This window comes from Rhizobium sp. LCM 4573 (genome assembly GCF_001854865.1).
In the GTDB taxonomy this organism is placed as follows: domain Bacteria; phylum Pseudomonadota; class Alphaproteobacteria; order Rhizobiales; family Rhizobiaceae; genus Neorhizobium.
Window position 1 is genome coordinate 346,547 of record NZ_MDDW01000029.1, and the last position, 24,784, is coordinate 371,330.

29 protein-coding genes and 1 pseudogene are annotated in these 24,784 nt (G+C 62.7%); 19 read left to right on the forward strand and 11 right to left on the reverse strand.

Annotated features, from left to right (window positions below; genetic code table 11):
* The first annotated feature begins 62 nt into the window (after positions 1-62).
* From LCM4573_RS26305 to dmeF, 10 genes are all read left to right on the forward strand, one after another.
* Positions 63-800 (forward strand): cation transporter, encoded by a 738-nt coding sequence (locus LCM4573_RS26305; RefSeq protein ID WP_071009533.1) that lies wholly within the window; start codon positions 63-65, stop codon positions 798-800.
* A gap of 70 nt (positions 801-870) precedes the next feature.
* Complete coding sequence (locus tag LCM4573_RS26310; RefSeq protein ID WP_071009534.1) at positions 871-1,722, forward strand: D-alanyl-D-alanine carboxypeptidase family protein; 852 nt, start codon at positions 871-873, stop codon at positions 1,720-1,722.
* A 47-nt stretch (positions 1,723-1,769) separates the two neighbouring features.
* Positions 1,770-2,330, forward strand: coding sequence for a GNAT family N-acetyltransferase (locus tag LCM4573_RS26315; RefSeq protein WP_071009535.1), 561 nt, complete (start codon positions 1,770-1,772; stop codon positions 2,328-2,330).
* A gap of 187 nt (positions 2,331-2,517) precedes the next feature.
* Entirely contained in the window at positions 2,518-3,417 is a 900-nt protein-coding gene (locus LCM4573_RS26320; RefSeq protein WP_083347636.1) for a dihydrodipicolinate synthase family protein, read from the forward strand.
* A gap of 154 nt (positions 3,418-3,571) precedes the next feature.
* On the forward strand, positions 3,572-3,757 hold the full coding sequence (locus tag LCM4573_RS26325) for a hypothetical protein (protein ID WP_071009536.1): 186 nt from the start codon (positions 3,572-3,574) through the stop codon (positions 3,755-3,757).
* 30 nt (positions 3,758-3,787) lie between these two features.
* The gene (locus LCM4573_RS26330) at positions 3,788-4,078 is read left to right on the forward strand and encodes a hypothetical protein (RefSeq protein WP_071009537.1); all 291 of its coding nucleotides are present in this window, start codon (positions 3,788-3,790) and stop codon (positions 4,076-4,078) included.
* Positions 4,079-4,089: 11 nt separating this feature from the next.
* Positions 4,090-4,254, forward strand: coding sequence for a hypothetical protein (locus tag LCM4573_RS28180; protein WP_157895541.1), 165 nt, complete (start codon positions 4,090-4,092; stop codon positions 4,252-4,254).
* Positions 4,255-4,317: 63 nt separating this feature from the next.
* A complete protein-coding gene (locus LCM4573_RS28835) occupies positions 4,318-4,446 on the forward strand; it encodes a hypothetical protein (RefSeq protein ID WP_274534867.1) in 129 nt (42 codons plus the stop codon).
* 128 nt (positions 4,447-4,574) lie between these two features.
* Positions 4,575-4,847: a Ni(II)/Co(II)-sensing transcriptional repressor DmeR gene (gene dmeR, locus LCM4573_RS26335; protein WP_071009538.1), complete on the forward strand. Its 273-nt coding sequence runs from the start codon at positions 4,575-4,577 to the stop codon at positions 4,845-4,847.
* Between the two features lie 22 nt (positions 4,848-4,869).
* Positions 4,870-5,847 carry a CDF family Co(II)/Ni(II) efflux transporter DmeF gene (gene dmeF, locus LCM4573_RS26340; RefSeq protein WP_071009539.1) on the forward strand — a complete coding sequence of 326 codons (978 nt, stop codon included), beginning with the start codon at positions 4,870-4,872 and terminating at the stop codon, positions 5,845-5,847.
* A 95-nt stretch (positions 5,848-5,942) separates the two neighbouring features.
* Here dmeF and LCM4573_RS26345 read toward each other — a convergent pair whose 3' ends face one another.
* The 4 genes and pseudogenes from LCM4573_RS26345 to LCM4573_RS26360 all read right to left on the reverse strand — a co-directional run bounded on the left by LCM4573_RS26345 (position 5,943) and on the right by LCM4573_RS26360 (position 10,151).
* Positions 5,943-6,212 carry a hypothetical protein gene (locus LCM4573_RS26345; RefSeq protein WP_071009540.1) on the reverse strand — a complete coding sequence of 90 codons (270 nt, stop codon included), beginning with the start codon at positions 6,210-6,212 and terminating at the stop codon, positions 5,943-5,945.
* A gap of 152 nt (positions 6,213-6,364) precedes the next feature.
* A pseudogene (locus LCM4573_RS26350) lies at positions 6,365-6,871 on the reverse strand (DUF1697 domain-containing protein); the annotation flags it as partial.
* Between the two features lie 10 nt (positions 6,872-6,881).
* Positions 6,882-9,002: a S9 family peptidase gene (locus tag LCM4573_RS26355; RefSeq protein ID WP_071009541.1), complete on the reverse strand. Its 2,121-nt coding sequence runs from the start codon at positions 9,000-9,002 to the stop codon at positions 6,882-6,884.
* Positions 9,003-9,269: 267 nt separating this feature from the next.
* Positions 9,270-10,151 carry a LysR family transcriptional regulator gene (locus LCM4573_RS26360; protein WP_071009542.1) on the reverse strand — a complete coding sequence of 294 codons (882 nt, stop codon included), beginning with the start codon at positions 10,149-10,151 and terminating at the stop codon, positions 9,270-9,272.
* Between the two features lie 110 nt (positions 10,152-10,261).
* Here LCM4573_RS26360 and LCM4573_RS26365 point away from each other — a divergent pair, with 110 nt between their 5' ends.
* Positions 10,262-11,758, forward strand: a complete 1,497-nt coding sequence (locus tag LCM4573_RS26365) for a CoA-acylating methylmalonate-semialdehyde dehydrogenase (protein ID WP_071009543.1) — start codon at positions 10,262-10,264, stop codon at positions 11,756-11,758.
* A gap of 109 nt (positions 11,759-11,867) precedes the next feature.
* Positions 11,868-12,005 carry a hypothetical protein gene (locus tag LCM4573_RS28185; protein WP_157895542.1) on the forward strand — a complete coding sequence of 46 codons (138 nt, stop codon included), beginning with the start codon at positions 11,868-11,870 and terminating at the stop codon, positions 12,003-12,005.
* 99 nt (positions 12,006-12,104) lie between these two features.
* Here LCM4573_RS28185 and LCM4573_RS26370 read toward each other — a convergent pair whose 3' ends face one another.
* Positions 12,105-13,154 (reverse strand): Fe(3+) ABC transporter substrate-binding protein, encoded by a 1,050-nt coding sequence (locus LCM4573_RS26370; RefSeq protein WP_071009544.1) that lies wholly within the window; start codon positions 13,152-13,154, stop codon positions 12,105-12,107.
* Between the two features lie 172 nt (positions 13,155-13,326).
* On the opposite strand from LCM4573_RS26370, the gene rirA reads away from it, so the two are divergent.
* The 4 genes from rirA (at position 13,327) to LCM4573_RS26390 (ending at position 16,518) form a co-directional block, all read left to right on the forward strand.
* The gene (gene rirA, locus LCM4573_RS26375; protein ID WP_071009545.1) at positions 13,327-13,809 is read left to right on the forward strand and encodes an iron-responsive transcriptional regulator RirA; all 483 of its coding nucleotides are present in this window, start codon (positions 13,327-13,329) and stop codon (positions 13,807-13,809) included.
* A gap of 165 nt (positions 13,810-13,974) precedes the next feature.
* A complete protein-coding gene (locus tag LCM4573_RS26380) occupies positions 13,975-15,003 on the forward strand; it encodes an AbrB family transcriptional regulator (protein WP_071009546.1) in 1,029 nt (342 codons plus the stop codon).
* Between the two features lie 87 nt (positions 15,004-15,090).
* The gene (locus LCM4573_RS26385; RefSeq protein WP_071009547.1) at positions 15,091-15,627 is read left to right on the forward strand and encodes a gluconokinase; all 537 of its coding nucleotides are present in this window, start codon (positions 15,091-15,093) and stop codon (positions 15,625-15,627) included.
* A gap of 234 nt (positions 15,628-15,861) precedes the next feature.
* On the forward strand, positions 15,862-16,518 hold the full coding sequence (locus LCM4573_RS26390; RefSeq protein ID WP_071009548.1) for a TetR/AcrR family transcriptional regulator: 657 nt from the start codon (positions 15,862-15,864) through the stop codon (positions 16,516-16,518).
* Between the two features lie 52 nt (positions 16,519-16,570).
* Here LCM4573_RS26390 and LCM4573_RS26395 read toward each other — a convergent pair whose 3' ends face one another.
* Both LCM4573_RS26395 and LCM4573_RS26400 read right to left on the reverse strand, forming a co-directional pair.
* Positions 16,571-17,869 (reverse strand): FAD-binding oxidoreductase, encoded by a 1,299-nt coding sequence (locus LCM4573_RS26395; protein WP_071009549.1) that lies wholly within the window; start codon positions 17,867-17,869, stop codon positions 16,571-16,573.
* 239 nt (positions 17,870-18,108) lie between these two features.
* Positions 18,109-19,356, reverse strand: a complete 1,248-nt coding sequence (locus LCM4573_RS26400) for an FAD-binding oxidoreductase (protein ID WP_071009550.1) — start codon at positions 19,354-19,356, stop codon at positions 18,109-18,111.
* A gap of 232 nt (positions 19,357-19,588) precedes the next feature.
* Here LCM4573_RS26400 and LCM4573_RS26405 point away from each other — a divergent pair, with 232 nt between their 5' ends.
* Entirely contained in the window at positions 19,589-19,984 is a 396-nt protein-coding gene (locus tag LCM4573_RS26405) for a DUF930 domain-containing protein (protein ID WP_071009551.1), read from the forward strand.
* A 17-nt stretch (positions 19,985-20,001) separates the two neighbouring features.
* Here LCM4573_RS26405 and LCM4573_RS26410 read toward each other — a convergent pair whose 3' ends face one another.
* Positions 20,002-21,153, reverse strand: coding sequence for an AI-2E family transporter (locus tag LCM4573_RS26410; protein WP_083347638.1), 1,152 nt, complete (start codon positions 21,151-21,153; stop codon positions 20,002-20,004).
* 79 nt (positions 21,154-21,232) lie between these two features.
* Positions 21,233-22,096 carry a VOC family protein gene (locus tag LCM4573_RS26415; protein WP_071009607.1) on the reverse strand — a complete coding sequence of 288 codons (864 nt, stop codon included), beginning with the start codon at positions 22,094-22,096 and terminating at the stop codon, positions 21,233-21,235.
* 256 nt (positions 22,097-22,352) lie between these two features.
* Between LCM4573_RS26415 and LCM4573_RS26420 the strand changes: the two genes are divergently transcribed.
* Positions 22,353-23,021 (forward strand): hemolysin III family protein, encoded by a 669-nt coding sequence (locus LCM4573_RS26420; protein ID WP_071009552.1) that lies wholly within the window; start codon positions 22,353-22,355, stop codon positions 23,019-23,021.
* A gap of 101 nt (positions 23,022-23,122) precedes the next feature.
* Complete coding sequence (locus LCM4573_RS26425) at positions 23,123-23,635, forward strand: GNAT family N-acetyltransferase (RefSeq protein WP_071009553.1); 513 nt, start codon at positions 23,123-23,125, stop codon at positions 23,633-23,635.
* Positions 23,636-23,651: 16 nt separating this feature from the next.
* Here the strand turns inward: LCM4573_RS26425 and LCM4573_RS26430 are convergent, their stop codons facing one another.
* A complete protein-coding gene (locus LCM4573_RS26430; RefSeq protein ID WP_071009554.1) occupies positions 23,652-24,284 on the reverse strand; it encodes a LysE family translocator in 633 nt (210 codons plus the stop codon).
* Positions 24,285-24,390: 106 nt separating this feature from the next.
* Positions 24,391-24,783, reverse strand: coding sequence for a tautomerase family protein (locus LCM4573_RS26435; protein ID WP_071009555.1), 393 nt, complete (start codon positions 24,781-24,783; stop codon positions 24,391-24,393).
* Between the last annotated feature and the right edge of the window lies 1 nt (position 24,784).

A 24,784-nucleotide genomic window follows, 5' to 3' on the forward strand; every position in this document is an offset into this window, starting at 1 on the left:
TCTAGTGACTAGAGGAATTATGTAAGTCGTCACCGGAAACAAGACAAGGAAAAGGTGACGCCATGAGCGCATCCTGCGGCCATCATCACGGCACGTTCGAGGGATTGTCGGACGATTACAAGCGGCGGCTATGGGCCGTCATCGCCATCAACGGGGCGGGATTTCTGATCGAGATGATCGCCGGCCGGCTTGCCGGCTCCCAGGCGCTGCAGGCTGACGCGCTGGATTTCTTCGCCGACGCCGTCACCTACGGCATTTCGCTCGCCGTCATCGGCGCTTCGATAAGGGTGCGCACCACCGCCGCCGCCGCCAAGGGCATCAGCCTTCTCCTCATGGGCCTCTGGGTCTTCGGCTCCACCGTCTACCGTGTCTTCTATGTGGGCGTCCCGGAAGCGCCCATCATGGGCGTCATAGGCTTCATCGCGTTGCTCGCCAATGTCGCCAGCGTGCTGATCCTGATGAACTACAAGGATGGCGATGCCAATGTGCGTTCCGTCTGGCTCTGCTCGCGCAACGATGCGATCGGCAACGTCATCGTCATGGTGGCCGCACTCGGCGTCTGGGGTACGGCGACTGCCTGGCCGGACCTTATCGTCGCGGGCGTCATGGCCGGTCTCTTCCTCACCTCCTCGGTGCAGATCCTGCAGCAGTCCTGGGCGGAATGGAAAAACGGCGGCGCTATCAGCCTGGATGCCCATGCGGGACACAGCCACGGGCCGGCGGGCGAGGCGCATTCCGCCTGCTGCTCGAGCCACGATCATGCCCATCACGATCACAAGGAACATGAACAYGCGCATTGAGCCGTGGCATTGAGACCTTGGCGGGCTGTGGTACAAGGACAGGCATCTTAGCTCGTTCGAAGAGAAGACCATGGCCCGCCTTCCGTCCCGCGCCGCAGCGTTCGTCGCGCTTGCGGCCTTCCTTCTGAGTGCCGCAACCGCCGCCGCCGGTAATGCCCATATCCTGATCGATGCGAGGACCGCGAAGGTCATCAGCGCGGAAAACGCCGGGGCGCCGAACGGGCCTGCCTCGCTCACCAAGATGATGACGCTCTACCTCACCTTCGAGGCGCTTCATTCAGGGCGGCTGCAATGGGACGATCCGGTGCCGGTCTCACGACGGGCAACACGAGCCGTGCCCTATAAGCTCCGGGTTCGCGAGGGTGACACGGTTACGGTCCGAGAGGCGGTGCTGGGCATGATCGTGCTTTCCGCCAATGACGCTGCCATCGCCATGGGCGAGAAGCTCGGCGGCTCCGAAGAGCGTTTCGCGGAGCTGATGACGGCGAAGGCCAGACGGCTCGGCATGCGCAACACCACTTTCCGCAATGCAAGCGGACTGACGGCGCCCGGCCAGGTGACCACCGCCCGCGACATGGCCGTGCTCGGCCTGGCGCTGATGAAGAACTTTCCTCGCGAGTTCCGGCTGTTTTCCACGCGCAGTTTCCAGTTCCGCGGCAAGACGCTCGAGGGCCACAATTACCTCATGGACGAGTATCCGGGCGTGGATGGCATCAAGACCGGCTATACCAGCGCCTCCGGGTATAATGTCGTCACCTCCGTCAGCAAGGGTGGGCGCCGCATCGTCGGCGTGGTGATGGGCGGCTCCACGGCGAAGAGCCGCGACCGCACCATGGCCGCCTTGCTGGATGGCGTCCTGCTCGGTGCCGCCGCGGGCACCAGAACAGTGCCCGCCGTACCGGTGACGCCCGGCCTCTACTGATTCATAGGCGAACTGTTATTGATGACTTCGTGCGAGGCTGCAACGTCGTGGACACCAGAATCGAAACCCCGCGCCTTATTCTCCGGCCCTGGGGCGAGGAAGACATCGAACAACTCACGCTGGGTTTGAACGATCTCAGGCTCGCAAAGTGGCTGGCTTTCGTTCCCCATCCCTATACGACGTCGCACGCCGAAGACTGGATCAGGAGATGCCGGGAGATTTCAAGCGCAGGCACCCGGCCAGTTGCCTATGAATTCGCTGTGGAAGTTAAACCGGAGCGACTGGTGATCGGAGGGGTCAGTCTCAACAAGATAGACTGGAAGGCCGGGACGGGTGGCGGAGGAATTTGGATAGCCAGCCACTATCAGGGGYGCGGCTATGGACGTGAAGCGTTCGAGGCAAAGATCCGCTTCGCTTTTCGCGACTTGGGCCTGACGAAGCTGATCAACGGCTATTTCGACGGCAACGAAAATTCCTGGGCGATGCAGCGCAAACTCGGGTATCGCCGGGTGGCTGAGGTTTCCAGCCGTTGCATGGCTGACGGAAGGCAAACGATCGAACACGTGACGACGTTGCTGCGCAGCGATTGGGAAGATCGTCAGGACTAGCAGGCGCAGGGCGGGCGCTCTGCACGAGCTGAATTGCCAACGATCGCAAACCTTTTAGCCGGACTTCGCGCCCGACGCCTTCTGGCGCCTGCCTATGATTTCCCTATGAGGCTCGCCGCCGCCCCGCATCGATTTCCTATGCGCGGGCGGGTTATGCCCTCGCGATGAACCACGCGAGGGCTTTGCGATGTCGATGGGAATTGCTGAACTCAGGACGGTAACGGCGCTCGTCACGCCCTTCCGGAATGGAGCCGTGGAGCATTCCTTGTTGAACGAGGCGGTCGACCGGCAGGTGAGGACGGGCATCGATGGGATCGTCGTCTGCGACATCTTCGGCGAGGGCCATGCGCTGGCCCGTGATGAGCGCGATCACCTTCTCTCCGCCTGTCTCGAACGGGCGGCGGGCCGGCTCGCCGTATTTGCCGCTACCGGCACCAATAATACGGCCGAAACCGTCGCCCTGACCCGCCGGGCGGCGGAAATCGGCGCCGATGGCGTGCTTGTCACCGTGCCCTATTATTCGAAGCCGACGTTGAGGGGCGTGATCGGCCATTTCCGCGAAGTGGCCGGGGCTACCCGCCTGCCGGTCATCCTGGACGATGATCCGCATCGCACGGCGCTCGATTGCGGCCAAGCGCTCCTTTCGTCCCTGACGGATATCCAAAATATCGTCGGCGTCCGCCACGGCATCGGACGGCTGGAAGCCTTCCACCGGCTTCCAGCCGATCTCCGGCGCCGCTACCGGCACTATTCGAGCGACGATTCCACCCTGCCGATGTTTCTCGCCTGCGGCGGCCATGGATGGATATCGGCACTCGGCAATGTATTTCCCTATCGGCTGGCGGCCATGACACCGGTGGCTGCATCCGCCGGCGATCTCTCCTTCCGCCAGGCGCAATCGCTTCTGGTCGCCGCCGAGGGGCGGTGGGATGCGGCGGTCGTCAAGGCGGCCACGGCGATCCTTTACGAAACACCGTCCGAGGTCCGCCTTCCCCTCGTGGAAGTCGAGCCGCAAGTAAGCGAGGCGATCGCCCATGCGCTTGCCGCGCTGGAAGGGCAGCCCGTTTTCTCGCGGGCGCTCGCCTGAGCCGGCCGGAGCGCGGACGCTTATCCTTATGAAATTCCTATTTCTTCGGTTTCCCACCCCAATCGATAACCTATGCCGCCCCGCTTACCTTGATCCTGCACGTCACGAGCATGTGCGCGGATGGAGAACCATCCGCAACGCTGGAGTATGAGACATGTACGGCAGATTGGGACTCTATCATCTGGCCCGCTACCATCAGGAGCAGGCACAGGCCGCGAAACACGGTGAACGGCGCCGGCCGCAAGACGATTACGGCCACCTGGACGTCTTCCTGCGGCTCTCCGCGGTCCTCCTGATCGCCGGAAGCGTCGGCGGCGCTTTCTACTGCGTACTCTCCTGATTTTCCCGACACCATGAAAGGAACATACCGATGGGCAAAGCAATGCTGCGTGGAGAACCTTCCTTAAGGAACGGCACCCGTTTCACGGTCGGCCGCGACGAGAACGGCTGCTGGGTCGTCTGCGACCGCCAAGGTCTGGTCGGGGGCTTCTTCAGGGACAGGGCATCCGCCGTCCATTTCGCCATGTTCGAAAGCGATCATCAGCCGGGAGCTGTCTCATGCGTTCCCGATGGCGTGATCCTTTCCTCCTCCATTCTTCATCCCGCCAAGGCGGTCTCGCATCGCCGGACGCGCGAAACGCGCCTCAGGCTCGTCTCCTGAAAGGCATTCCGATGTCCTCGCTCGAGCTGACTTCCGCTTCTGCCGCAAAGCGCACTGTTATGGAAAAATCCGCACTCCGGCAGGGCCTCATGGCTGCAGGCGTCTGCCTGCTGATGCTGGGCGCCGCGGTCGCCGTCCGGCTTCTCGCCGCCGCATCCGTGCTTTCCCTCTGGTGATCCCGGACCGGGCTTTTCGAAATGGTGTCTCCCATGCCGAACATTTTGAGGCAATGCCGTCAAATGATCCTTCCCCGCTTCGAGGCGGAGAAGGATTTCCGCGGCACGACCATCATCCTGCGCATGTGCATCGCCTTGGGGCTCGTACTGCTCCTGGCATTCCTTCTGACGCGGCTAGCCGCCGTCATCTGATTTTCGCTCAAAAAGGAGGATCGGCTGGGCCGCTTCCCATGAAGCCCGCAACCCGAACCTGGCGACAGGTTCGGGTTGCTTTCGTCTGCCGGCAATATAATATACCCCCCTATGCTATTGAGGTAATCATGTCGCACACGATCCGTGAAAAGGCGAAGCTTCTGGCGCGTGTGCGCCGGCTGAAGGGGCAGATGGAAGCTGTCGAGCGTGCGCTGGAGGCGGAAAGCCCCTGCGGCGAGGTGCTGCAGCTTCTCGCATCCATCCGCGGYGCGCTCTCGGGGCTGACGGGCGAGGTGATCGAGGATCACCTGCACGAGCACGTGCTTCATGCCGAGAACGAGAAGGCGAGGGCCGAGGCCGCCGAAGAGCTGGCCGAAGTGCTGCGCACCTATATCCGCTGAGTTTCATACGAAGGAAGAAGTCATGTCGAGTATCGATCAAGTGAGCCACGATCATGTGTTTCTCGGCGACAACCACGAGCGCAACGAGCGGCGCGTCTGGCTGGTGATCGCACTCACCGCCACGATGATGGTGGCCGAGATCGTCGCCGGCACGCTCTTCGGCTCGATGGCGCTGCTTGCGGACGGCTGGCACATGTCCACCCATGCCGGCGCCATGCTGATTGCCGCACTCGCCTATCTCTACGCCCGCCGGCAGGCGCGCAATCCGCGCTACACGTTCGGCACCGGCAAGCTGGGCGACCTTGCCGGCTTTGCGAGCGCGGTGGTGCTGGCGCTGATCGCGCTGCTGATCGCCTGGGAAAGCTTGGCCCGACTCGCCAATCCGGTGGCGATCGATTTCGACCAGGCGATCCTCGTCGCTGTCCTCGGGCTCGGCGTCAATCTGCTCAGCGCCTGGCTGCTTCGGGACGATCATTCGCATCACGGCCATGCCCATCACAGCCATCACCATCATCACGATCACCATGACCACCACCACGCCCATCATGCGCATGACCATCACGGCCATYGCGCCGGCGGAACCGACCACAATCTGCGCGCCGCTTATCTGCATGTTCTGGCCGATGCGCTGACCTCGCTGCTGGCGATCTTCGCGCTCATCCTTGGTCGCACGAACGGCTGGATCTGGCTCGATCCGGTGATGGGCATCGTCGGCGGCCTGGTGATCGCCCGCTGGTCATGGGGCCTGATCCGCGCCACCGCCAACGTGCTTCTCGATGCTCTGCCGGCGGATGAGGACCTGCCGCAGGAAATCCGGGATATCGTCGAGAACGGGGAGGACAGGATCGCGGACCTGCATGTCTGGCAGGTAGGGCCGGGCCATCATGCCGCGATCGTCTCGGTGGTCACGCCGAAGCCGCGCGCGCCCGCCTTCTACAAGGAAAAGCTTGCGGTGATCCCCGAACTTTCGCATGTCACGGTGGAGGTCACGCCTGCCTGAGCATCGCGCAACAGCGTGAAGCGGTTTTGGCGATGACGACAGGCGTAACGCAAAACTCTATGGCGTGAAACGAACCTAAAGGATCGCGCCGGGCCTCAGGCGAATTCCTGATAGAGTTCCTCGACCCAATCCTGCGATACGGCAGGCGCTGCCAGTTCTTCGGCACGGGTGGCTGCGCCGCTCATTTCCATCGACCATAGCGCATTGGCAAGCGAGGAGGAGAGCAGCGTGCTGCTGCCCGTCAGGGCGTCGGGAGAGCGTTGAAAGGTCGCCGTTTCGCGCTGCGGGGCTTCTTCCGCTTTCCGCTCCGTCTCCGGTGTCCGGTTGGGATAGTGATAGCCGTTGAGGCCGCTATCGATCTTCATGGCGCACAGACCCAGGTTCGCAATGGTTAACCAGTGGTTAACGCCCGGAGCTTGCGCGAAGCTTGCGTCCCGTCGCTCCGAAGGTGGGGCGACTCTTGACAAATCGATGACGATGCGTGTGCGGCGGCTGGTTGCCGCCGGCCGGCTTCTCCGAGGGCCCGCGCCATTTCGGCCAGCTTTCGTACCGTGTTGAGGTTGCGGGAGGTGCCGGCCTTCAAGGCTGGCAGTTTCAGTTTCGACCGTCCGGAGCCGTTGGGATAATGAACGTAGATCTCCCGCCCGGCGACCGCCGCTTCCTCGCCGTCGGGTGCGACCATCCCGTCCAAGGCGTCCGCCGGCGCCTTGGTGGGCAGAAAATGGACGAGCAGAAAATTGGGTTTGGCTTTCGGGAAGGGCGCCTTTGCGGCGATCTCGTCAAGTTCCTTGGCCGTGCGCAGCATGACGCCGGGCTTCTTGCCGAACTTCTTCCCCAGCGCCTCGTCGAGATTCTCCGCGACGGAAGCTTCCTTGTCGCCGGAGCGGAACAATACGTTGCCGCTCTGGATGTAGGTCTGAACGTCGGTGAAGCCGATCCCTTCGCAGATCGCCTTGAGCTCTGTCATCTGAAGGGCGGTGCCGGTGACGTTCACCGCCCGAAGTAACGCGACATAGACGGCCATTTTCCTTCCCTCACGCCGAGGCTGCCATCTTCCCAGCCACCTTGATTGCGAACGAATATTCGAAGGCGATCTCCTCCAGTCGCTGGAAGCGGCCGGACTTGCCGCCATGACCCGCCGCCATATTGGTCTTCAGGAAATAGGGGCCTGCTTCCGGCGCCACTTCCCGGAGCTTCGCCACCCATTTCGTCGGCTCCCAATAGGTGACGCGCGGATCGGTGAGGCCGGAGATCGCCAGGATCGGCGGATAGGGTTTTGCGCCCACATTGTCGTAAGGCGAGTAGGAGGCGATCCACTGATACTCCTCCTCGGACTCGATCGGATTGCCCCATTCGGGCCATTCCGGCGGGGTGAGCGGCAGCGTGTCGTCCAGCATGGTGTTGAGCACGTCGACGAACGGCACGGCCGCGATGATGCCGGCGAACTTCTCCGGCGCCATGTTGGCAATCGCCCCCATCAGCATGCCGCCGGCCGAGCCGCCCTCGGCGATGATGTTCGCGTAGGACGTGAACTTCTGTTGATTCAGATAGTCAGCCGCCGCGATGAAGTCTTTGAACGTGTTGGTCTTGTGCTCCATCTTGCCGTTCTCGTACCAGGCAAAGCCCTTGTCCTTGCCGCCGCGGATATGGGCGATTGCATAGACGAACCCGCGGTCGGCGAGCGACAGGTTGTTGGTGTTGAATGAGGCGGGGATGGTGATGCCATAGGCGCCGTAGCCATAGAGAAGGCAGGGGGCGGTGCCGTCGAGGGCCACGTCCTTGCGGTAAAGCAGCGAGACCGGCACCAGCTCGCCATCATGGGAGGGCGCCATCACCCGGCGCGTCACGTAGTCATCCGGATTGTGTCCGGAAGGCACTTCCTGCGTCTTCAGGAGAACCCGCTCGCGCGTCACCATGTCGTAGTCGAAGAGCTGCGAAGGCGTCGTCATCGAGGAATAGGAGAAGCGGATGACGTTCGTGTCGTATTCCGCGGCACCCGAAAGTCCCAGCGAATAGGCTTCCTCGGCGAAGGCGATGGCATGTTCGGCGCCGGTGGCGCGATCGCGCACCACGATCCTCGGCAGGCCGTCGCGCCGCTCCAGCCAGACGAGATGGCGCGCGAACGCCATGTGGCTGATGATGAGCCGGCCCGGCTCGTGCGGCACGATCTCCTTCCAGTTCTCCTTGCCCGGCGCGTCAACCGGCGCTTCCATGATCTTGAAATCCTTGGCGTCGCCGTCATTCGTCAGGATGTAGAAGACGTCGCCGCCCTCCGTCATCGAATACTCGATGCCTTCCTCGCGCACCGCCACCAGCTTCGGCTCGGCCGTCAGGTCCCTGGTCGAGAGCAGCCGGTATTCCGACGTCTCGTGGTCGTGGATGTCGATATAGATGAAGTCGTCCAGCAGCGAGCCGCCGACGCCCATGAAGAAGCCGGGGTCCCTCTCCTCATAGACCAGCCGGTCCTCCGATTGGGGCGTGCCCAGAATGTGGTGGAAGACCTTGGACGGCCGGTGGTTCTCGTCCTGCAGCGTATAGAAGAAGCTCTTGCCGTCCGGCGCCCATACGCCCCCGCCGCCGGTATTCTCGATCACGTCGGCCAGGTCTTCGCCGGTCGCGAGGTCGCGCACCCGCAGCGTAAAATATTCGGAGCCCTTGTCGTCATAGCCCCAGATGCCCTTGGCATGATCGGTGGAATTGTCGATGCCGGAAAGCCGGAAATAATCCTTGCCCTGAGCTTCCTTGTCGCCGTCGAGCAGCACATGCTTCTCGCCGCCGTCGCGGGGTATGCGGAAATAGTGCGGCTGCTCGCCGCCCGTCACGAAGAGCGTGCCATAGGCATAAGGGCCGTCCTTCATCGGCACGGATGAATCGTCTTCCTTGATGCGTCCGCGCATTTCGGCAAACAGCACCTTCTGCAGCTCGGCCGTGTCGCCCATGCCCGCCTCCATATAAGCGTTCTCCGCTTCCAGATGGGCGCGGATTGCCGGGTCGAGCAGCGAAGGGTCCTTGAACATCGCCTGCCAGTTGTCGGCCCGCATCCAGGCATAGTCGTCCGTGCGGGTAATGCCGTGGCGGGTGTCGGTGACCGGCTTCTTCTCGGCGACGGGCGGGCTCGGCAGGTTCTGGAAGGGCGATTTCGGGGAGAGGGGCAAGGCAGGTCTCCGGCAGGAATGAAAGTGTGCCAGAGATAGGGGCAGGCGAGGGTGAGGGCAAGCCACGTTATGCTTGCCTTTTATTCCGCCCTCTCACCGCGCCTCCGCCTTGCTCGGCGCACCTTGCGGGGGCGAGCCACGCGTCTCGACCCGTCCTTCGGACCCCAAGGGGAGAGGATGACCGCGAGGCTTGCGTCTTTCTACCTTCTCCCCCGCGGGGAGAAGGTGGTCCGAAGGACCGGATGAGGGGGATTGCCCAGTTCACCTTCACACAAAAATATGCCCTTCCTCCCGCACCAGTTCGCCCAGAAACGCGATGACGGCCTTGAGCCGCATCAGGTTGCGGCCGCTTTCGTGATAGGTCGTCCAGTAGGCGCGGCGGATCGTGATGCCGGGCAGTACCCGTACGAGTTCGGGGTATTGCCGGGCGATGTAGTCGTGCAGGATGCCGATGCCGGCGCCGGAGCGCACCGCTTCCGTCTGGCCGATGGCGCTGGAGATTTCGAAACTCGCGTCCCAGTCGCGCATGATCTCCCCGGTGAAATTGAGGGAAGGGGAGAAGATCAGGTCCTCCACATAGCCGACACGCGCATGGTCCTTCAACGCTTCCACGCTCTCCGGAATGCCGGCCTCGGCAAGATAGGCTTTCGAGGCGTAGAGCCCGAGCGTGTAGTCGGTGAGCTTGGAGGATACGAGCCTGCCGTGTTCCGGCTGTTCGATCGTGATTGCGATATCCGCCTCGCGCTGCGACAGCGAGAAGGAGCGTGGCACCGGCACGAGCTGCAGCTTCAGTTCCGGGTGGCGCCGCGTGAGCCGCCCGAGCCTTGGGGCGAGAAAGGAAACTCCGAATCCATCGGGTGCGCCGATCCTGACCGTGCCGGCGATCGCCGTATCGATCCGGCCGGTGCTTGCCTGCGCGGCCAGCATCTCCGTCTCCATCCGCTCGGCTGCCCGGAAGAAAACCTCGCCTTCCGCCGTCAGTTCGCAGCCATTGGTGCGGCGAATAAGGAGCCGCGTACGCAAATCCTCCTCCAGCGCAGTGACGCGCCTCCCAAGCGTGGCATGGTTGATACCGAGCCGGCGCGAGGCGGCAAGAATCTGTCCGCTTCGTGCCACAGCGAGGAACATGCGCACATCGTCCCAGTTCATTCGCGCTCTCCAATATCGAATTTTGCACAACGGATGCGTAAACTACGGCGTTGCGTTGTGCAATCATGGGGTTATCATCGGGGAAACCTAGAAGATCGGAGGAGCATCCCATGCGTCAGATCGGCCATTTCATCGGCGGCAAGCACGTCGCCGGCACCAGCGGCCGCACGGCCAATGTCTATAATCCCGCAACCGGCGAGGTGCAGGCCGAGGTCGCGCTTGCGAGCGTCGCCGATGTGCGCGCCGCGGTGGAGAACGCCAGGGAAGCTCAGGTCAAGTGGGCAGCCACCAATCCGCAGCGCCGCGCCCGCGTGTTCATGAAATTCGTCGATCTCCTGAACCAGAACATGGACGATCTCGCGACGCTGCTTTCCAGCGAGCACGGCAAGACGGTGGAGGATTCCAAGGGCGACCTCGTGCGCGGGCTGGAAGTCTGCGAATTCGTGATCGGCATCCCGCATCTCTCCAAGGGCGAGTTCACCGAAGGCGCCGGTCCGCAGATCGACATGTATTCGCTGCGCCAGCCGGTCGGCGTCGGTGCGGGCATCACCCCGTTCAACTTCCCGGCCATGATCCCGATGTGGATGTTCGCCCCGGCGATCGCCTGCGGCARCGCCTTCATCCTGAAGCCTTCGGAGCGCGATCCGTCCGTGCCGCTTCGTCTCGCCGAACTGATGATCGAGGCAGGTCTGCCGGCCGGGGTGCTGAACGTCATCAACGGCGACAAGGCGGCGGTCGATGCGATCCTCGCCGATCCGGATATCGGCGCTGTCTCCTTCGTCGGTTCCACGCCGATCGCCCGCTACGTCTATGGCACGGCGGCGATGAACGGCAAGCGCGCCCAGTGCTTCGGCGGCGCCAAGAACCATATGATCATCATGCCGGATGCCGATATGGACCAGGCCGTCAACGCACTGATGGGCGCCGGCTACGGCTCGGCCGGCGAGCGCTGCATGGCCGTTTCGGTGGCCGTGCCGGTGGGCGAGGAGACCGCCGACCGCCTTGTCGAAAAGCTCATCCCGAGGATCGAGTCGCTGCGCATCGGTCCCTATACCGACGAGAAGGCCGATATGGGCCCGGTCGTCACCAAGGATGCCTATAACCGCATCAACAGCCTTATCGACAAGGGCGTCGAGGAAGGCGCGAAGCTCCTGGTCGATGGCCGCGGCTTCAAGCTGCAGGGCTATGAGGAAGGCTATTTCGTCGGCGGTACGCTGTTCGACCACGTCACCCCGGACATGGAGATCTACAAGACCGAAATCTTCGGGCCCGTTCTCTCTGTCGCCCGCGCCAGGAACTACGAGGAAGCCCTGTCGCTCCCGATGAAGCACGAATACGGCAACGGCGTCGCTATCTTCACCCGCGACGGCGATGCCGCCCGCGATTTCGCAAGCCGTATTAATATCGGCATGGTCGGCATCAACGTCCCGATTCCGGTTCCGCTCGCCTACCATTCCTTCGGCGGCTGGAAGGCTTCGTCCTTCGGCGATCTGAACCAGCATGGCATCGATTCCATCAAGTTCTGGACCCGTACCAAGACGGTGACCGCCCGCTGGCCGTCCGGCATCAAGGACGGCGCCGAGTTCGTCATGCCCGTCATGCGGTGATTGGGTAATAGAAAAAACAGACGGGCCTCTTCGGAGGCCCGTTTTGTTCCAGGTGTTGACCTTTTATCCCATCGTCCTAATTTAGCGCGCTGTAGGAGTGGGGAGTGCCATGGTCTACGAGTGGGATGAGAAGCGCGCCCGCCGCGCTCAACGCATCAGAATGAGTCTGAGCCTGCTGATCGTCGCATGTGTCGTAGGAATTCCCGTCTGCATAGCGGCGGCGCTGGATATCGTGCCCTCGTTCTGATCTGTTCAGCCAGGGCTGGCGCTTAGGAATCGAACAGGCGAACGAAAATGGCCGGAGCGTTTCGGCCCCGGCCATCCATGATTCACGCGTGCGGAAGGCTCAGCTTTCCGGCCCTTCGTTGAAGCCGACCTTGTCGACCAGTTCGGAAGCTTTCTTGCGGTTGGCAGCGATGTCCGAGAGCGGCAGCGTGTCCGCTTTGATCGGCCCCCAGGCCTTCACCACGTCGGAAGGTTCGGCGCCCGGCATGACCGGATATTCGAAGACCTGCTCGCCATAGATTTTCTGCGCTTCGCCGGAGGCCAGGAATTCCATCAGCTTCAGGGCGTTTTCCTTGTTCGGCGCGTTCTTGGCGAGCGCCATGCCGGAAATGTTCACATGCGTGCCGCGATCGGCGGAATTCGGGAACAGGATCTTGATGGCGGCTGCCCATTCCTTCTGTTCCGGCTCCTTCTCGTTGGTCTGCATCAAGCCGACGTAATAGGTGTTGCCGAGCGCGATGTCGCATTCGCCGGCCAGGATCGCCTTGGCCTGGTCGCGGTCGCCGCCGGCCGGCTTGCGGGCGAGGTTGTTCTTGAAATCCTTCAGCCACTTCTCGGTATATTCCTCGCCATGGGCAGCGATCATCGAGGCGAAGAGGCCGATATTGTAGGAATGCTGCCCGTCGCGGATGCAGATCTTGCCCTTCCACTTGGGATCGGCGAGTTCCTCATAGGTGATCGTGTCCTGCCCGACGCGATCCTTCGAGGCATAGACGACGCGGCCGCGCGTGGTGAGCCCGAACCATTCGCCGGCCGGATCACGGAAATTGGCCGGGATGTCCTTGTTGATCGTTTCGTTGTCGACCACCGGCTGGGTGACGCCGCCATCCTTGGCTTCGACAAGGCGCGAGATGTCGACCGTCATGATGACGTCGGCGGGCGAGTTCACGCCTTCCGCCTGGATGCGCTCCACCAGGCCCTTGTCCAGGAAGAGGACATTGGTCGTGATGCCGGTTTCCTTGGTGAAGGTGTCCAGCAGGGGCTTGATCAGGTCCGGCTGGCGGTAGGAATAGATGTTGACCTCACCATCGGCAGCCGCGACGGATGCGGTCGCCAGCACGGATACRGCCGCAAGTAGAATTTTGTTGAGATTAGAGCGGTTGCCTTTCATGGCTGTCCTCCTATGATTGTCTTTGTTGATGACAAAGGTCATGATTTTGTCTGGCCGTCAATATGCCTGCACCGCGTCCGCTTAAAAGTTGATCACGATTTTCTTATTTTGGAATTGTTCAAAACTGGCAAAGCCCCTATATATGGATCGTTAACGAACTCGGGAGACCGGTATGCGCCTGACGAAACAGACAAATTACGCAGTTCGCATGTTGATGTACTGCGCTGCTAATGAAGGGCACCTGAGCCGCATTCCCGAGATTGCGAAGGCTTATAACGTCTCCGAGCTTTTCCTCTTCAAGATCCTGCAACCGCTTAACAAGGCCGGCCTGGTGGAAACCGTGCGTGGCCGCAATGGCGGCGTGAAGCTCGGCCGGGCGGCGGACCGCATCACGCTTTTCGATGTGGTGAAGGTGACCGAAGAAAACTTCGCGATGGCCGAATGCTTCGAAGATGGCGTCGTGGAATGCCCGCTGGTCGATAGCTGCGGCCTCAACGCGGCGCTGCGCAAGGCGCTCAACGCCTTCTTCGGCGTGCTGGCCGAATACACGATCGACGACTTGGTGAAGGCCCGCCCGCAGATCAATTTCCTGCTGGGCCTCGACGAGGTGAACCTGACGCGGACCCCTTCCGCGGTGCCGGCTCCGGCCGCCTGATCGTCTTTCTCTCCTTGTAATGTTTCGCATCCGGCGCGTGCCTTGCAGCGCCGGATGATTCATTTCTGCCTTCCGGCAGGTTGACCTTCGAAGCCGTGTGAATAGAAGGGAAAGGTTCCTTCCGTCCGCTTCCCGGCTTTTTGCTCCCGCCGAAGGCTTCATCACATGTCACGTTCGGATATCCGCGCCTTTGTGCTCACCCTGCTGATAGGCGGCGGTGGCGCGCTCGCCGCCTATCTGCTCGCCTTTCCCGCCCCGTTCCTCATCGGCCCCACATTGGCCGTCACCATCGGCGGACTTTGTGGGCTGAATCTCGCCGTACCGCAGCAGGTGCGTAATGTCTGCTTCGTCATCGTCGGCCTGTCCATGGGGACCGGGCTGACGCCGGAGGTGATCGTCGCGGCGAAAACCTGGCCGCTCAGCTTCGTCATGGTCCTGGTCGCTGTTGTCATCCTTCTTCACAGCGGCGCCTGGGTCCTGCAGCGGCTGTTCGGCTATGACCGTGTCACCGCGCTGCTCGCCGCCTCGCCGGGGCATCTGAGCTATATCATGAGCCTGGCGGCTGAGACCCGCAGCGACATGCTGGCGGTGGGCGTCGTCCAGAGCGTCCGGGTTCTGGCGCTGACGCTCACCGTGCCTCTGATCGTCGAGTTTCTCGATCTCGCCGGCGCCGATCCCGCTCCGCTGGCAGAGCCCATGAACCTCCTCGTGCTGGCCATCACGCTTGTCGCGGCCGTCGCGCTCGGCCTGCTTTTCCTCCGCTGGYGCTTTCCGGCAGCGCTGCTTCTCGGCGGCGTGGTGGCGACGGCCGCAACCCATGTGACCGGCCTCGTTTCCGGCACGGTTCCGGATTGGATACTGACCCCGACCTACGTGATCCTCGGCTGCGTCATCGGCACCCGTTTTTCCGGTGTTTCGATCACGGCGCTGAGGTCGGCCTTCGTCGCCGGCATGGTGCTGACGGTGGTCGTCACGGCGCTCGCGGCCTCCATGGCCGCTTTCGTTTCCTATATGACGGGCGTGCCGCTGGATGCGGCCCTTATCGCCTTTTCGCCGGGCGGGCTGGAAACCATGGCCGCCATGGCGGTGATGCTGAACGCCCATCCCACCTATGTCGGCGCGCACCATGTGCTGCGGCTGATGTTCCTGTCCGCGCTGATGCCGCTGGTGCTGGGCAAGGATGCCCGCCGCTGACCATGGGAAATCCGGCGGCAGGGGCTTGCGCAAACCCTCGCGGCGATGGATATCAGCCTGCGCTAATTCTTGAAGAATGGAAGAAGAATGTCGGATATCAGTGCGCGCCCGCCTCGGGCGATCATCGTCATGGGCGTCAGCGGTGCTGGAAAATCCTCCGTCGGAGAGCTTCTGGCCGAGCGCCTTCAATGCGCCTTCGTGGAGGGCGATCGCCTGCATCCGCCGGCCAATGTCGAAAAGATGGCGAAGGGAATTCCGCTGACGGACGAGGACCGCTGGCCCTGGCTCGATCTCGTGGGCCAGGAACTGGCCTCGGCGCTCGCCCGCGGCGAAACCCTGGTTCTTTCCTGCTCGTCGCTGAAGAAGATCTACCGCGAGCGCCTGCGCAAGGCTTCCGGCGGCGAACTGTTCTTCGTTTTCTTGAAGGGCACGCCGGAACTTCTCCAGGTGCGCATGGGCGAGCGGACGGGACACTTCATGCCGACTTCGCTCCTGCAGAGCCAGCTTGCCACGCTGGAAAGCCCCGAAGGCGAGGAGGGAGTGGCGACCGTCGATATCGACGCAAGTCTGGAGATGATCGTCCACAAGGCTTACGAAGGCCTGACCAAGTTTTGGTCCGCCTGATACCGTTTCAAAAGGGGCCGTACTCCGCTAACGGCCCCTCATAAAAGTATTACTTGAAAAAATATTGCGGACGATCTCTTCGAACATCTTGCCGTTTCGAAAAAAGATACATTTTTAGTATTTAGGGCGTTTCCGTTAGTTCCTGAAACGCTCCATGGCTCTGCGTGCGCCCGCGGCGAGACTGCGGCGTGCCCGCAGTCATCGAAACTGCAATGTTCAGGAGACGCTTTCCGGATGTCAGACTCGACGCAAGGCCCGGCGCGCAGCAAGCTTCGCAGGGTGCCCAAACAGGAGAGAAGCCGCGAGCGTATCGACGAAATCCTGAAGGTGTCCATGGACCTGATCGGCAGGAAGGGCATCGATGCGGTGACGATGAAGGAAATCGCTGCCTTGTCGGGCGGTCCGATTGCATCCGTCTATCAATACTTCCCGAACAAGTCCGCGATCGTGGCGATGCTTTACGAGCGCTATGCCGAGGAGGTGCTCGGTCTGGTCATGGAATGCACCCGCGGCGTCGAAAATCGCCAGGATGCCTTCCGCGCCGTGGAAGATCTCTTCGAGAATTATTTCCAGGCGGTCCGCAACAATCCCCCCCTGCAGGACCTGATCAACGCCATCCAGGCGGACAAGACGCTTTCTGACATGGATATCGCCCATTCGCGCATCCATTCCCGGATATTCATCGAAGCCACCCGGAACTTCGTGCCGGAGCCGTTGCACGAGCAATATGGCCGGTCCGTCTTCCTGATGTTCCATCTGGCGGTCGGCGCCGTGCGCCTTGCGCTTCTGGGGGGCGAGGGGGAGGCGGCGCTGGTCATCGCCGATTTCAAGAACTGTGCGAAGGTTCAGCTCAGCCAGTTCATCGAGGGCAGCTTTCCGGATTTCGGGTAAGCAATCCCAGGAAAAGTAAAAACCGGTTTTCCGTCCGGAATTGCGTAAAAAATCAGATGCCCAACCGGTCCCGCAATCCGTACCACCAGGCCCCGAGCACGGTGAGCGGCACCCGAAAGGTCCGCCCGCCGGGGAAGGGCAGGTTCGGCAGCGAAGCCCAGATGTCGAAGCGTTCCGCATGGCCGGCCACCGCCTCGCCGAGTATCTTGCCGAGCAGATGCGTGGTCGTCACTCCGTGGCCGCTGTCGCCATGCGAGAAATAAACCTTGTCCGATAGCCGGCCCATATGCGGGATGCGGGTGAGCGTCAGCGCGAAGTTGCCGCTCCAGGCGTAGTCTATCTTCACGTCCTTCAACTGCGGAAAGGTCTTCAGCATGTTGGGACGGATAACGCCCGTCAGGTCCTTCGGATCGTGCCCGCCATAGCCGATGCCGCCGCCGTAGAGCAGGCGGTTGTCGGCGGTGCGGCGATAGTAGTCGAGAATGTAGTTGGCGTCCTCGACGCAATAATTCGCCGGCAACAGGCTTTCGATCAGCTCCGGGGCCAGGGGCTCGGTCGTCATCACCTGGCTTGAGACCGGCATCATGTGGCCATGGATTTCCGGCAGCAGCGGCGCGAGATAGGCATTGCCGCAGACGAGCACGTAGGAGGCCTTCACCGAGCCCTTCGCGGTCCGCACCACCGGCTTGTCGCCCATGTCGAGGCCGGTCACGCGCGATCCCTCGAAAATGCGGCAGCCCAGGCTTTCCGCGGCGGCGGCTTCGCCGAGCACGAGGTTAAGCGGATGGATATGGCCGCCCAGCCTGTCGATCATGCCGCCCGCATAGCGGTCGGTCTTCACGTATTTTCCGACCTCCGCTTTCGGGACCATTTCGAGCCCGGCATGGCCGTGCTTTTCCCAGTCGGCCTTGTGGGCCTCCATCTCGCGGATCTGCTTCTCCGTGAATGCGGCGAAGAAGCCGCCTGCCACGAGATCGCAATCGATGCCGTATTTCGCAACGCGGCTGCGGATGATCTCCCCACCTTCGAGCGACATCGCGCCGAGCTTTACCGCCTTGTCGCGGCCGTAGCGCCCGGCGATCGTCGCAAGATCGCGGCTGTAGCCGTTGACGATCTGCCCGCCATTGCGGCCCGATGCGCCGAAGCCGATGCGTGCCGCCTCCAGCACCACGACGGAATAGCCGCGCTCGCAAAGTTCCAGCGCCGCCGAAACGCCGGTGAAACCCGCGCCGATGATGCAGATATCGGCCTCCGTCTCTCCTTCTAGCGCGGGGCGGATGCGCTTGTCCTTCGCGGAAGCCGCATACCAGGAATTCGTATGGCCGGGATTGTCAGCGGTTTTGAAAGCCATGTCACATCGTCCGGATAAGCGTCGTATTCCACCTCGGTCCCACGCAGCCCCGCCGAAGCGCGGAAGGTTGCCGCTCACCCCGCCTCCGCTTCGCTCGGCACGCCCTCTCCCCGCAGGTGGGGCGAGGGGGAACGGTGACGGTGCGGCATATCCCTTCTTCCCGTTGAGACGGGGAGAAGGTGCCGGCAGGCGGATGAGGGGCTAAGCCACGGAAACCCTACCGTTTGCCATCCGCCGGCTCAGGCGTTGAACCGCTCCGGCCGGTAGGCGGAGATGTCGATCAGCGTCTTCTCGCCCGCGATCGCCTCGGCGATCACCTGGCCCGTGACGGGGCCTAGCGTCAGGCCGTGATGCGCATGGCCGAAGGCGAACCACAGCCCCTTGTGGCGCGGCGCCTTGCCGATCACCGGCATCATGTCCGGCGTACAGGGGCGGGCGCCCATCCAGGGCTCCTTGTCCAGCCGCTCGGCGAGCGGGAAGATCGATTRGGCAACCTTTTCGGCGCGCTCGAGCTGCACCGGCGTCTTGGGCGCGTCGCGCAGGGCAAACTCGGCCCCGGTGGTGAGCCGGATGCCCTGGTTCATCGGCGCGAGGAAATAGCCGCGCTCGGCATCCATTGTCCAGCCGTTGAGTTTCGCGTTTCCCTGGGTGGCGTAGTGCATGTGGTAGCCGCGCTTGACGCCGACGAGGAAGTCGTAGCCGAGAGGCTTGGTCACCGTATCGGACCAGGGGCCGAGCGCCACGATGACGTCTTTCGCCTCCACCGTGCCTTCGCCGGCCACGATCCGCCAGCCGGTCGAGGTCTGGGAAAGGCTCTTGGCGTCGCCCTTCAGCACGCGCCCGCCGAGCTTTTCGAAGAGCGCCACATAGGCGCGCGTCAGCGCCAGCGGGTCCTTCACCGACCAGGGGTCGAGCCATTTGAGGCCGCCGACGAAATCGCGGGAAAGATGCGGCTCCTGGGCGGCGATATCGGCGGGCGTCAGGTCCTGATACTTGACGCCGTATTCGCCGGCCAGCCGTTCGGCCTCCCTCATCTCGCCGTCGTGCTTGGCGCTGGTGCGGAACACTTCCGTCCAGCCGTCCTTGGCGATCAGGTCCTCCGCTCCGGCCGCCTCGATCAGCTCGTTATGAGTAGAGATCGAGTGCTCGATCAGCGGCGCATAGGCCCGCGCGATCATCTGGTGGCGGGAAAGGTTGGAATGCCACCAGTATTTCGCCAGGAAGGACGTGACCCGCGGGATCGCCCGCCAATGGTAATGCGCATCGATGCGGTTGTTCAGCGCATAGCGCAGGATCATCCCGAACTGCTGGGGAAAGCCGTAGGGCACGACGCCCTCGCGCTGGATGAGGCCGGCATTGCCGTAGGAGGTCTCCAGGCCCGGTTCGCGTCGGTCGACCAGCACGACCGATTTGCCTCGTCTTGCCAATTGCAGCGCTGTGGAAACGCCGATGATGCCGGCTCCCAGAACGATCGCATCCGCACTCATGATATGCACTACCCCAGTCTTTTTCGAGTTGATCCGAACATGCCCATCCGGATGCTGCGGCGCAAATGAAAAATCGCGGCGCGACCGTAAATCCGCCGGGCTCGCTTGGCGCGACCCGGCCCCCACGTCCTCTCTCGGCGATCACATCTTCTCGTTTCCCGTCATGGTAGGTGGCAATGCCGGAACCCGTTACATAGTTTCACGCCGTCCGATTCACCTTGGATGGAGCAATATGAAGACCCAATTGTCCCTGGCGGCCTTCGCCTTTCTTGCAGCCCTGCCGGCTCACGCTCTCGCGCTCGAACCGGGCGTCATCAAGCAGCTCAATGCGCTTGCTCCCGAGGAGCGGCGCGAGCAGCGTTGCGATATGGAAGCGATGCAGCGGATCAAGGAAGACACCAAGAGTTTCCGTCCGGATAAGGTGATCGCCTATACTTTCGGCGATCCGGTTCGCGAAGGTGATGCCATCGAGGCGCCCGGCGCCGTCTTCCGCAGCGGCGGCGATTGGTATCGGCTGGAATACGAATGCAAGACCGGCGATCAAGGCCTCAAGGTGCTTTCCTTCGACTACAGGATCGGCGACCGCATCCCGCGCGAGGAGTGGGGCCAGMATTATCTCTACGAGTGAGTCATCTGCCGGACGTATCAGCCCGGCAGATGCGGCACCGTCTTGCGTTCGGGGAAGAGCTCGTTCAGTACGGTCATCATGATGAGCGATAGCGGCAGCGCCAGCATGGCGCCCACCGCGCCCCACATCCAGGTCCAGAACAGGATCGCGACGAAGACGAGGAAGGGGTTGATCTCCCATTGACGCCCCATGACCGCGGGGAAGATCAGGTTTTCCATGACGAGGTGGAGAGAGAAGAAGACGGCCGCCGGAATGAGTCCGAGGATCAGGCCCTCATGGGTGAGAATGCCGGCGATCGCGACCGAAATCGTCATCAGCGTGATGCCGAGAAAGGGAATGAAGCTGGAGAGAAAGGCGAACATGCCCCACAGCACCGGCACTGCGAGCCCGCCGAAATAGGCGATCAGCGCCATGCTCACCCCGAGCGCCAGGTAGATCAGGGTGGCGGTCGCGAAATAATAGCCGAGCACGTGGTCGATCGAGTTCAAGACACGGATCGCCACCAGCCGCTGCCGGCGGGTCGGGAAGGCGAGGATGATGGTGCGCCTGAGCTTCAGCCGCCCGTAGAGGAAGAGCAGGAGCGCGCCGAAGAAGATCAGCGCCTGGATGATGGCCGGCGTCAGGCTGGCGGTGAGCACCCCGAGGATATTGCTGGAATTTTCGATGAGCGACTGCACCGACATCGGCCCGGTCTCGAAACTCGAGGGCGAGATGTTCAGCCATTGCTGGCGTTCCAGATAGGGCAGGATGCGGTTGATGGTGCGCTCGATGGCGCTCGGCCCCTCGCGCACCAGCGTCGCGACGGGCTCGGCGAGCGAGTTGACGATGAAGAAGAACACCGCCGCGACAAGCGAGGACAACAGGATGGCGGTCGCAAAGCGCGGCATGCCGGCCCGGCCGAGCCTGTCTGCCGCAAGCCCGAGGATGAGCCCGACGACGACCGCCAGCGTCAGCGGGATCAGGATCAGCGACATGTAGTGGACGATCCCGAAACCCAGGATCATGAAGATGCCGATCACCGCCCAGGAAGTCGCCACCTCCAGCGCCTCTCGGCCGAGCGGAAGCCGCTCGGGTGGCTGGACCTCGTCGGGATGGAGGGCCGCGTCATGCCCTCCGATATCCGTTACGGGTTTCTTCGGCGTCGTGGCCTGTCGATTGTTGGTGGTCATGTCGTTTCCGGAGTCCCGCTGCGAGCCCTCAACGCGAAAGCCCGAAGCTGGTTCCGGAACCGCCACCCGATCCGCGCTCCTATGCGGACAGCGTCAGCCCTATGCCCCACGGATCCTCGAGAGACCAGCCCTCGGCGGTCTTCGTCGTGGCGATCTCCTGCGCGTCAAGGGCGGCCAGCGCCGTGTCGAGCGCCGCCTGTTCGTTGAAGCGGATCGTATAGCCGGCAAGCCCGGTCATGTTGGGTTGGCGGACGCCCGCACCGCGGCTGTTCCAGATATTGGCGGCGACATGGTGATGATAGCCGCCGCTCGCGAAGAAGCTCGCGCCGGGATAGCGCGCCATGATCTTCAGGCCCAGCACGTCGCGATAGAACGCATCCGCCTGCAGGATATCGCCGACCTGCAGGTGAATATGGCCGATCGCCGTGCCATCCGCCATGCCGTTCCAGTCCCCCTTCGGGGCGCTTGCGTGAAGCTCCTGCAGGTTCAGGCGGCGGGTCGCCATCTCTATCGTGCCGTCCTCGTGATAGGCCCATTCCTCGGGCGCGCGGTCGCGATAGATCTCTATGCCGTTGCCCTCTGGGTCGGAGAGATAGAGCGCCTCGCTGACCAGATGGTCGGAGGCGCCGTCGAGGGCCACGTCGTTCTCGCCGGCATGCGCCAGCCAGCGGGCGAGTTCCTGCCGGCTCGGCACGAGAAAGGCGGTGTGAAAGAGGCCGGCGGTATTGCGCGGCGCGCGGGCGGCATCCTTCTCCGTGGTCAGCGTCAGGAGCGGCTGGCCGCCGGCACCGAGGACCTCGCCGCTCGGGCTCGTCTCGATCGGCTGGAGGCCAATGGTCTTCCGGTAGAAATCCGAAATGCGCGGCAGGTCGCTGACGACGAGGTGAACCTGGCCTATATGGGCCGGACGCGTCAGTGCGAACGGAATGGCGGGTGCGGTCATGTCAAATTCCTTGCGCGGCGGCGCGGTCCAGGCCGCCATCGATCGTCAATCTCGAGCCTCAATATGGGCAGGATTGCATGTTCACGATAGTGCAACGATCGGCGATTATTTGTTTCATGATTGTTGACGCAAATCGCGCCGTGATCGAGAAACGCAAACCGCTGCAACCGAGTGTGATGGGGCGCGGGCTTGCCGCCGTCGCCCGCGCGCGACATTCTATAAATGCCGGTTGGGTGACAGTCTGGACGGGATGGTCATGAGCGAGCTTTTCAACTTCGGACGCAATTACGATTTCCATGAACTGGTGGCCGATGGCATCGTCCACGGCATCGGCATCGTATTCGCGCTGATCGGCGCCACGGCCCTTATCTTCTACGCCACCGTCTGGTCGAGCCACGCCGAGATCGCCGCCGCATGGATTTACGGGCTCGGCCTGGTGCTCTGCCTCTCCATCTCCTTCACCTACAATATCTGGCCGCATTCCCGCACGAAATGGCTGCTGAGAAGGCTGGATCACTCGGCGATCTTCATCCTGATCGCCGCCACCTATACACCCTTCCTGCAGCGCGGAGCCCATGAGCCGCTGATCCTCTTCATGCTCGTCATGATCTGGCTGGTTGCTGTCACCGGCATCCTGCTCAAATGCGTCTTTCCGGGCCGTTACGACCGGCTGGCGATCCTGCTCTACCTCGCCATGGGCTGGAGCGGCGTGATGGTCGCGGGGCGACTGTCGCAGTACCTGCCGCCGGTCACCCTGTGGCTGATCGTCATCGGCGGTCTCATCTATTCGCTCGGCGTCATCTTCCATGTCTGGGAGCGGCTGCGCTTCCAGAACGCCATCTGGCACGGCTTCGTGGTGGCCGCCGCCGCTGTCCATTACAGCGCGGTGATGACCTGTTTCAGCCTTTCGCAGTCGAGTTTCTGAAGTCCCGAAAGTCCGCCGTTCGCCAGTCCCTCCGGCACTGGACAAATGGCCGCGCGCTCCCATAAGTGGGATGGCAACGAACCAATGATGGACGAGGGGCGATGAAGCAGGCTATCGAGATACGCGATGCGGTTGAGGCCGATCTTCCGGGTATTTTGGAAATCTATAACGATGCGGTCGCCAATACCACGGCGATCTGGAACGAGACGCTGGTGGACCTGAAGAACCGCCAGGAATGGTTCGCGGCGCGAAGATCGCGCGGGTTTCCGGTGCTGGCCGCGATCGCGGACGGCAAGGTTGCGGGCTACGCCTCCTATGGCGATTGGCGCGCTTTCGACGGCTACCGCCACACCGTCGAGCATTCCGTCTATGTGCACAAGGAGGCGAGGGGCCTCGGCATCGGCCGCTCGTTGATGYGGGCGCTGATCGAGCGTGCCGCGGACGCGGAGGTCCATGTGATGATCGCCGCCGTCGAGGCGGAAAACACCGCCTCCATTCGCCTGCATGAAAGCCTCGGTTTCCGCGTTGCAGGCCGCTTCTCCGAGGTCGGCACCAAGTTTGGCCGCTGGCTCGACCTCACCTGCCTGGAGTTGAGGGTTGAGCCTAGGCCGTGATCCGGACGACGAATAGTCAGCTTCTCTGTAGCGCGAGATGCGTGCCGAGGCCGACGAGCAGCGCGCCGCCGGCCCGCTGCATCAGCCGCTGGGCGCGGCCGGAATGGCGGAGCTTGCCGATAACCGCCCCCGCCAGAAACACGCAGAGGACGTCGGCCGACGAGAACATCAGGTTGACGATCGTGCCGAGGATGACGAACTGCAGCCAGATCGGAAAGGCCGCGGACGCATCCACGAATTGCGGCAGGAAGGCCAGGAAGAAGATCGCCGTCTTCGGGTTGAGCACCTCGACGGTAACGCTTTCGAAAAAGGCACGCCGGCCGGATTTCTGTGCGATTTCCGGCAGCTCGGCATTGCCCGCGACCTTTGCGCGGAAAAGCGTGATGCCGAGCCAGATGAGATAGGCCGCCCCCGCGAGCTTCACCGCCGTATAGAGGATCGGCACCGCGTGGAAGAGCACCGAAAGCCCCGCCGCTGCCGCCAGAACATGGGCATAGCCGCCGACATGGATGCCGAGCGTCGCCATCAGCCCGGACCACCGGCCGCGCGCTAAAGTCTGCGCCGCCGCATAGAGCATTGCCGGGCCGGGAATGTAGGCGAAGACTGCGGTGGTGGTGAGAAAGGCGAGAAACAGTTCGAGCGATGGCATGGGAGGCTCCCGTGAAGTTCCCGCATCTTTGCCGCAGCTTTCGACTGCCCGCAAGCGCCGTTGGAGCCGGGCCGGCGATGGATCACCGGCCGGGTTCGGGCAAAGGTCAAGCCGCTGAGGCAAGTTTCCTCTGCTCCTGCGTGAGGCCGCCATAACCGTAGTCGCCGGGCGCGATCACATGCACCACGACATAGGTTGCGACGGAGAGCTCCGGCCCGAGCACGGATTTCAGGAGCGCGTGGCCCGCCTCGACAAAGCGCTGCCTCTCCTCCGGCGTGTTGGTTCCTTCCGTGATCTTGACCTCGATATGGCCTGCGACGGCAAGCGGCTTGCCGCCGACCGACCAGCCGGAAAGATCGGCCTGCTCGACAAGCACGGCGGTTGCCTCCGCGCGCTTGCGCATGAGTGTCACCATCAGCTTCGTCGCTTCTTCCTGCAGGCGGCGGATATCCGTCTCGCCGATCTTCCGGCCGGCGACCTTGATGTGAACGAAAGGCATT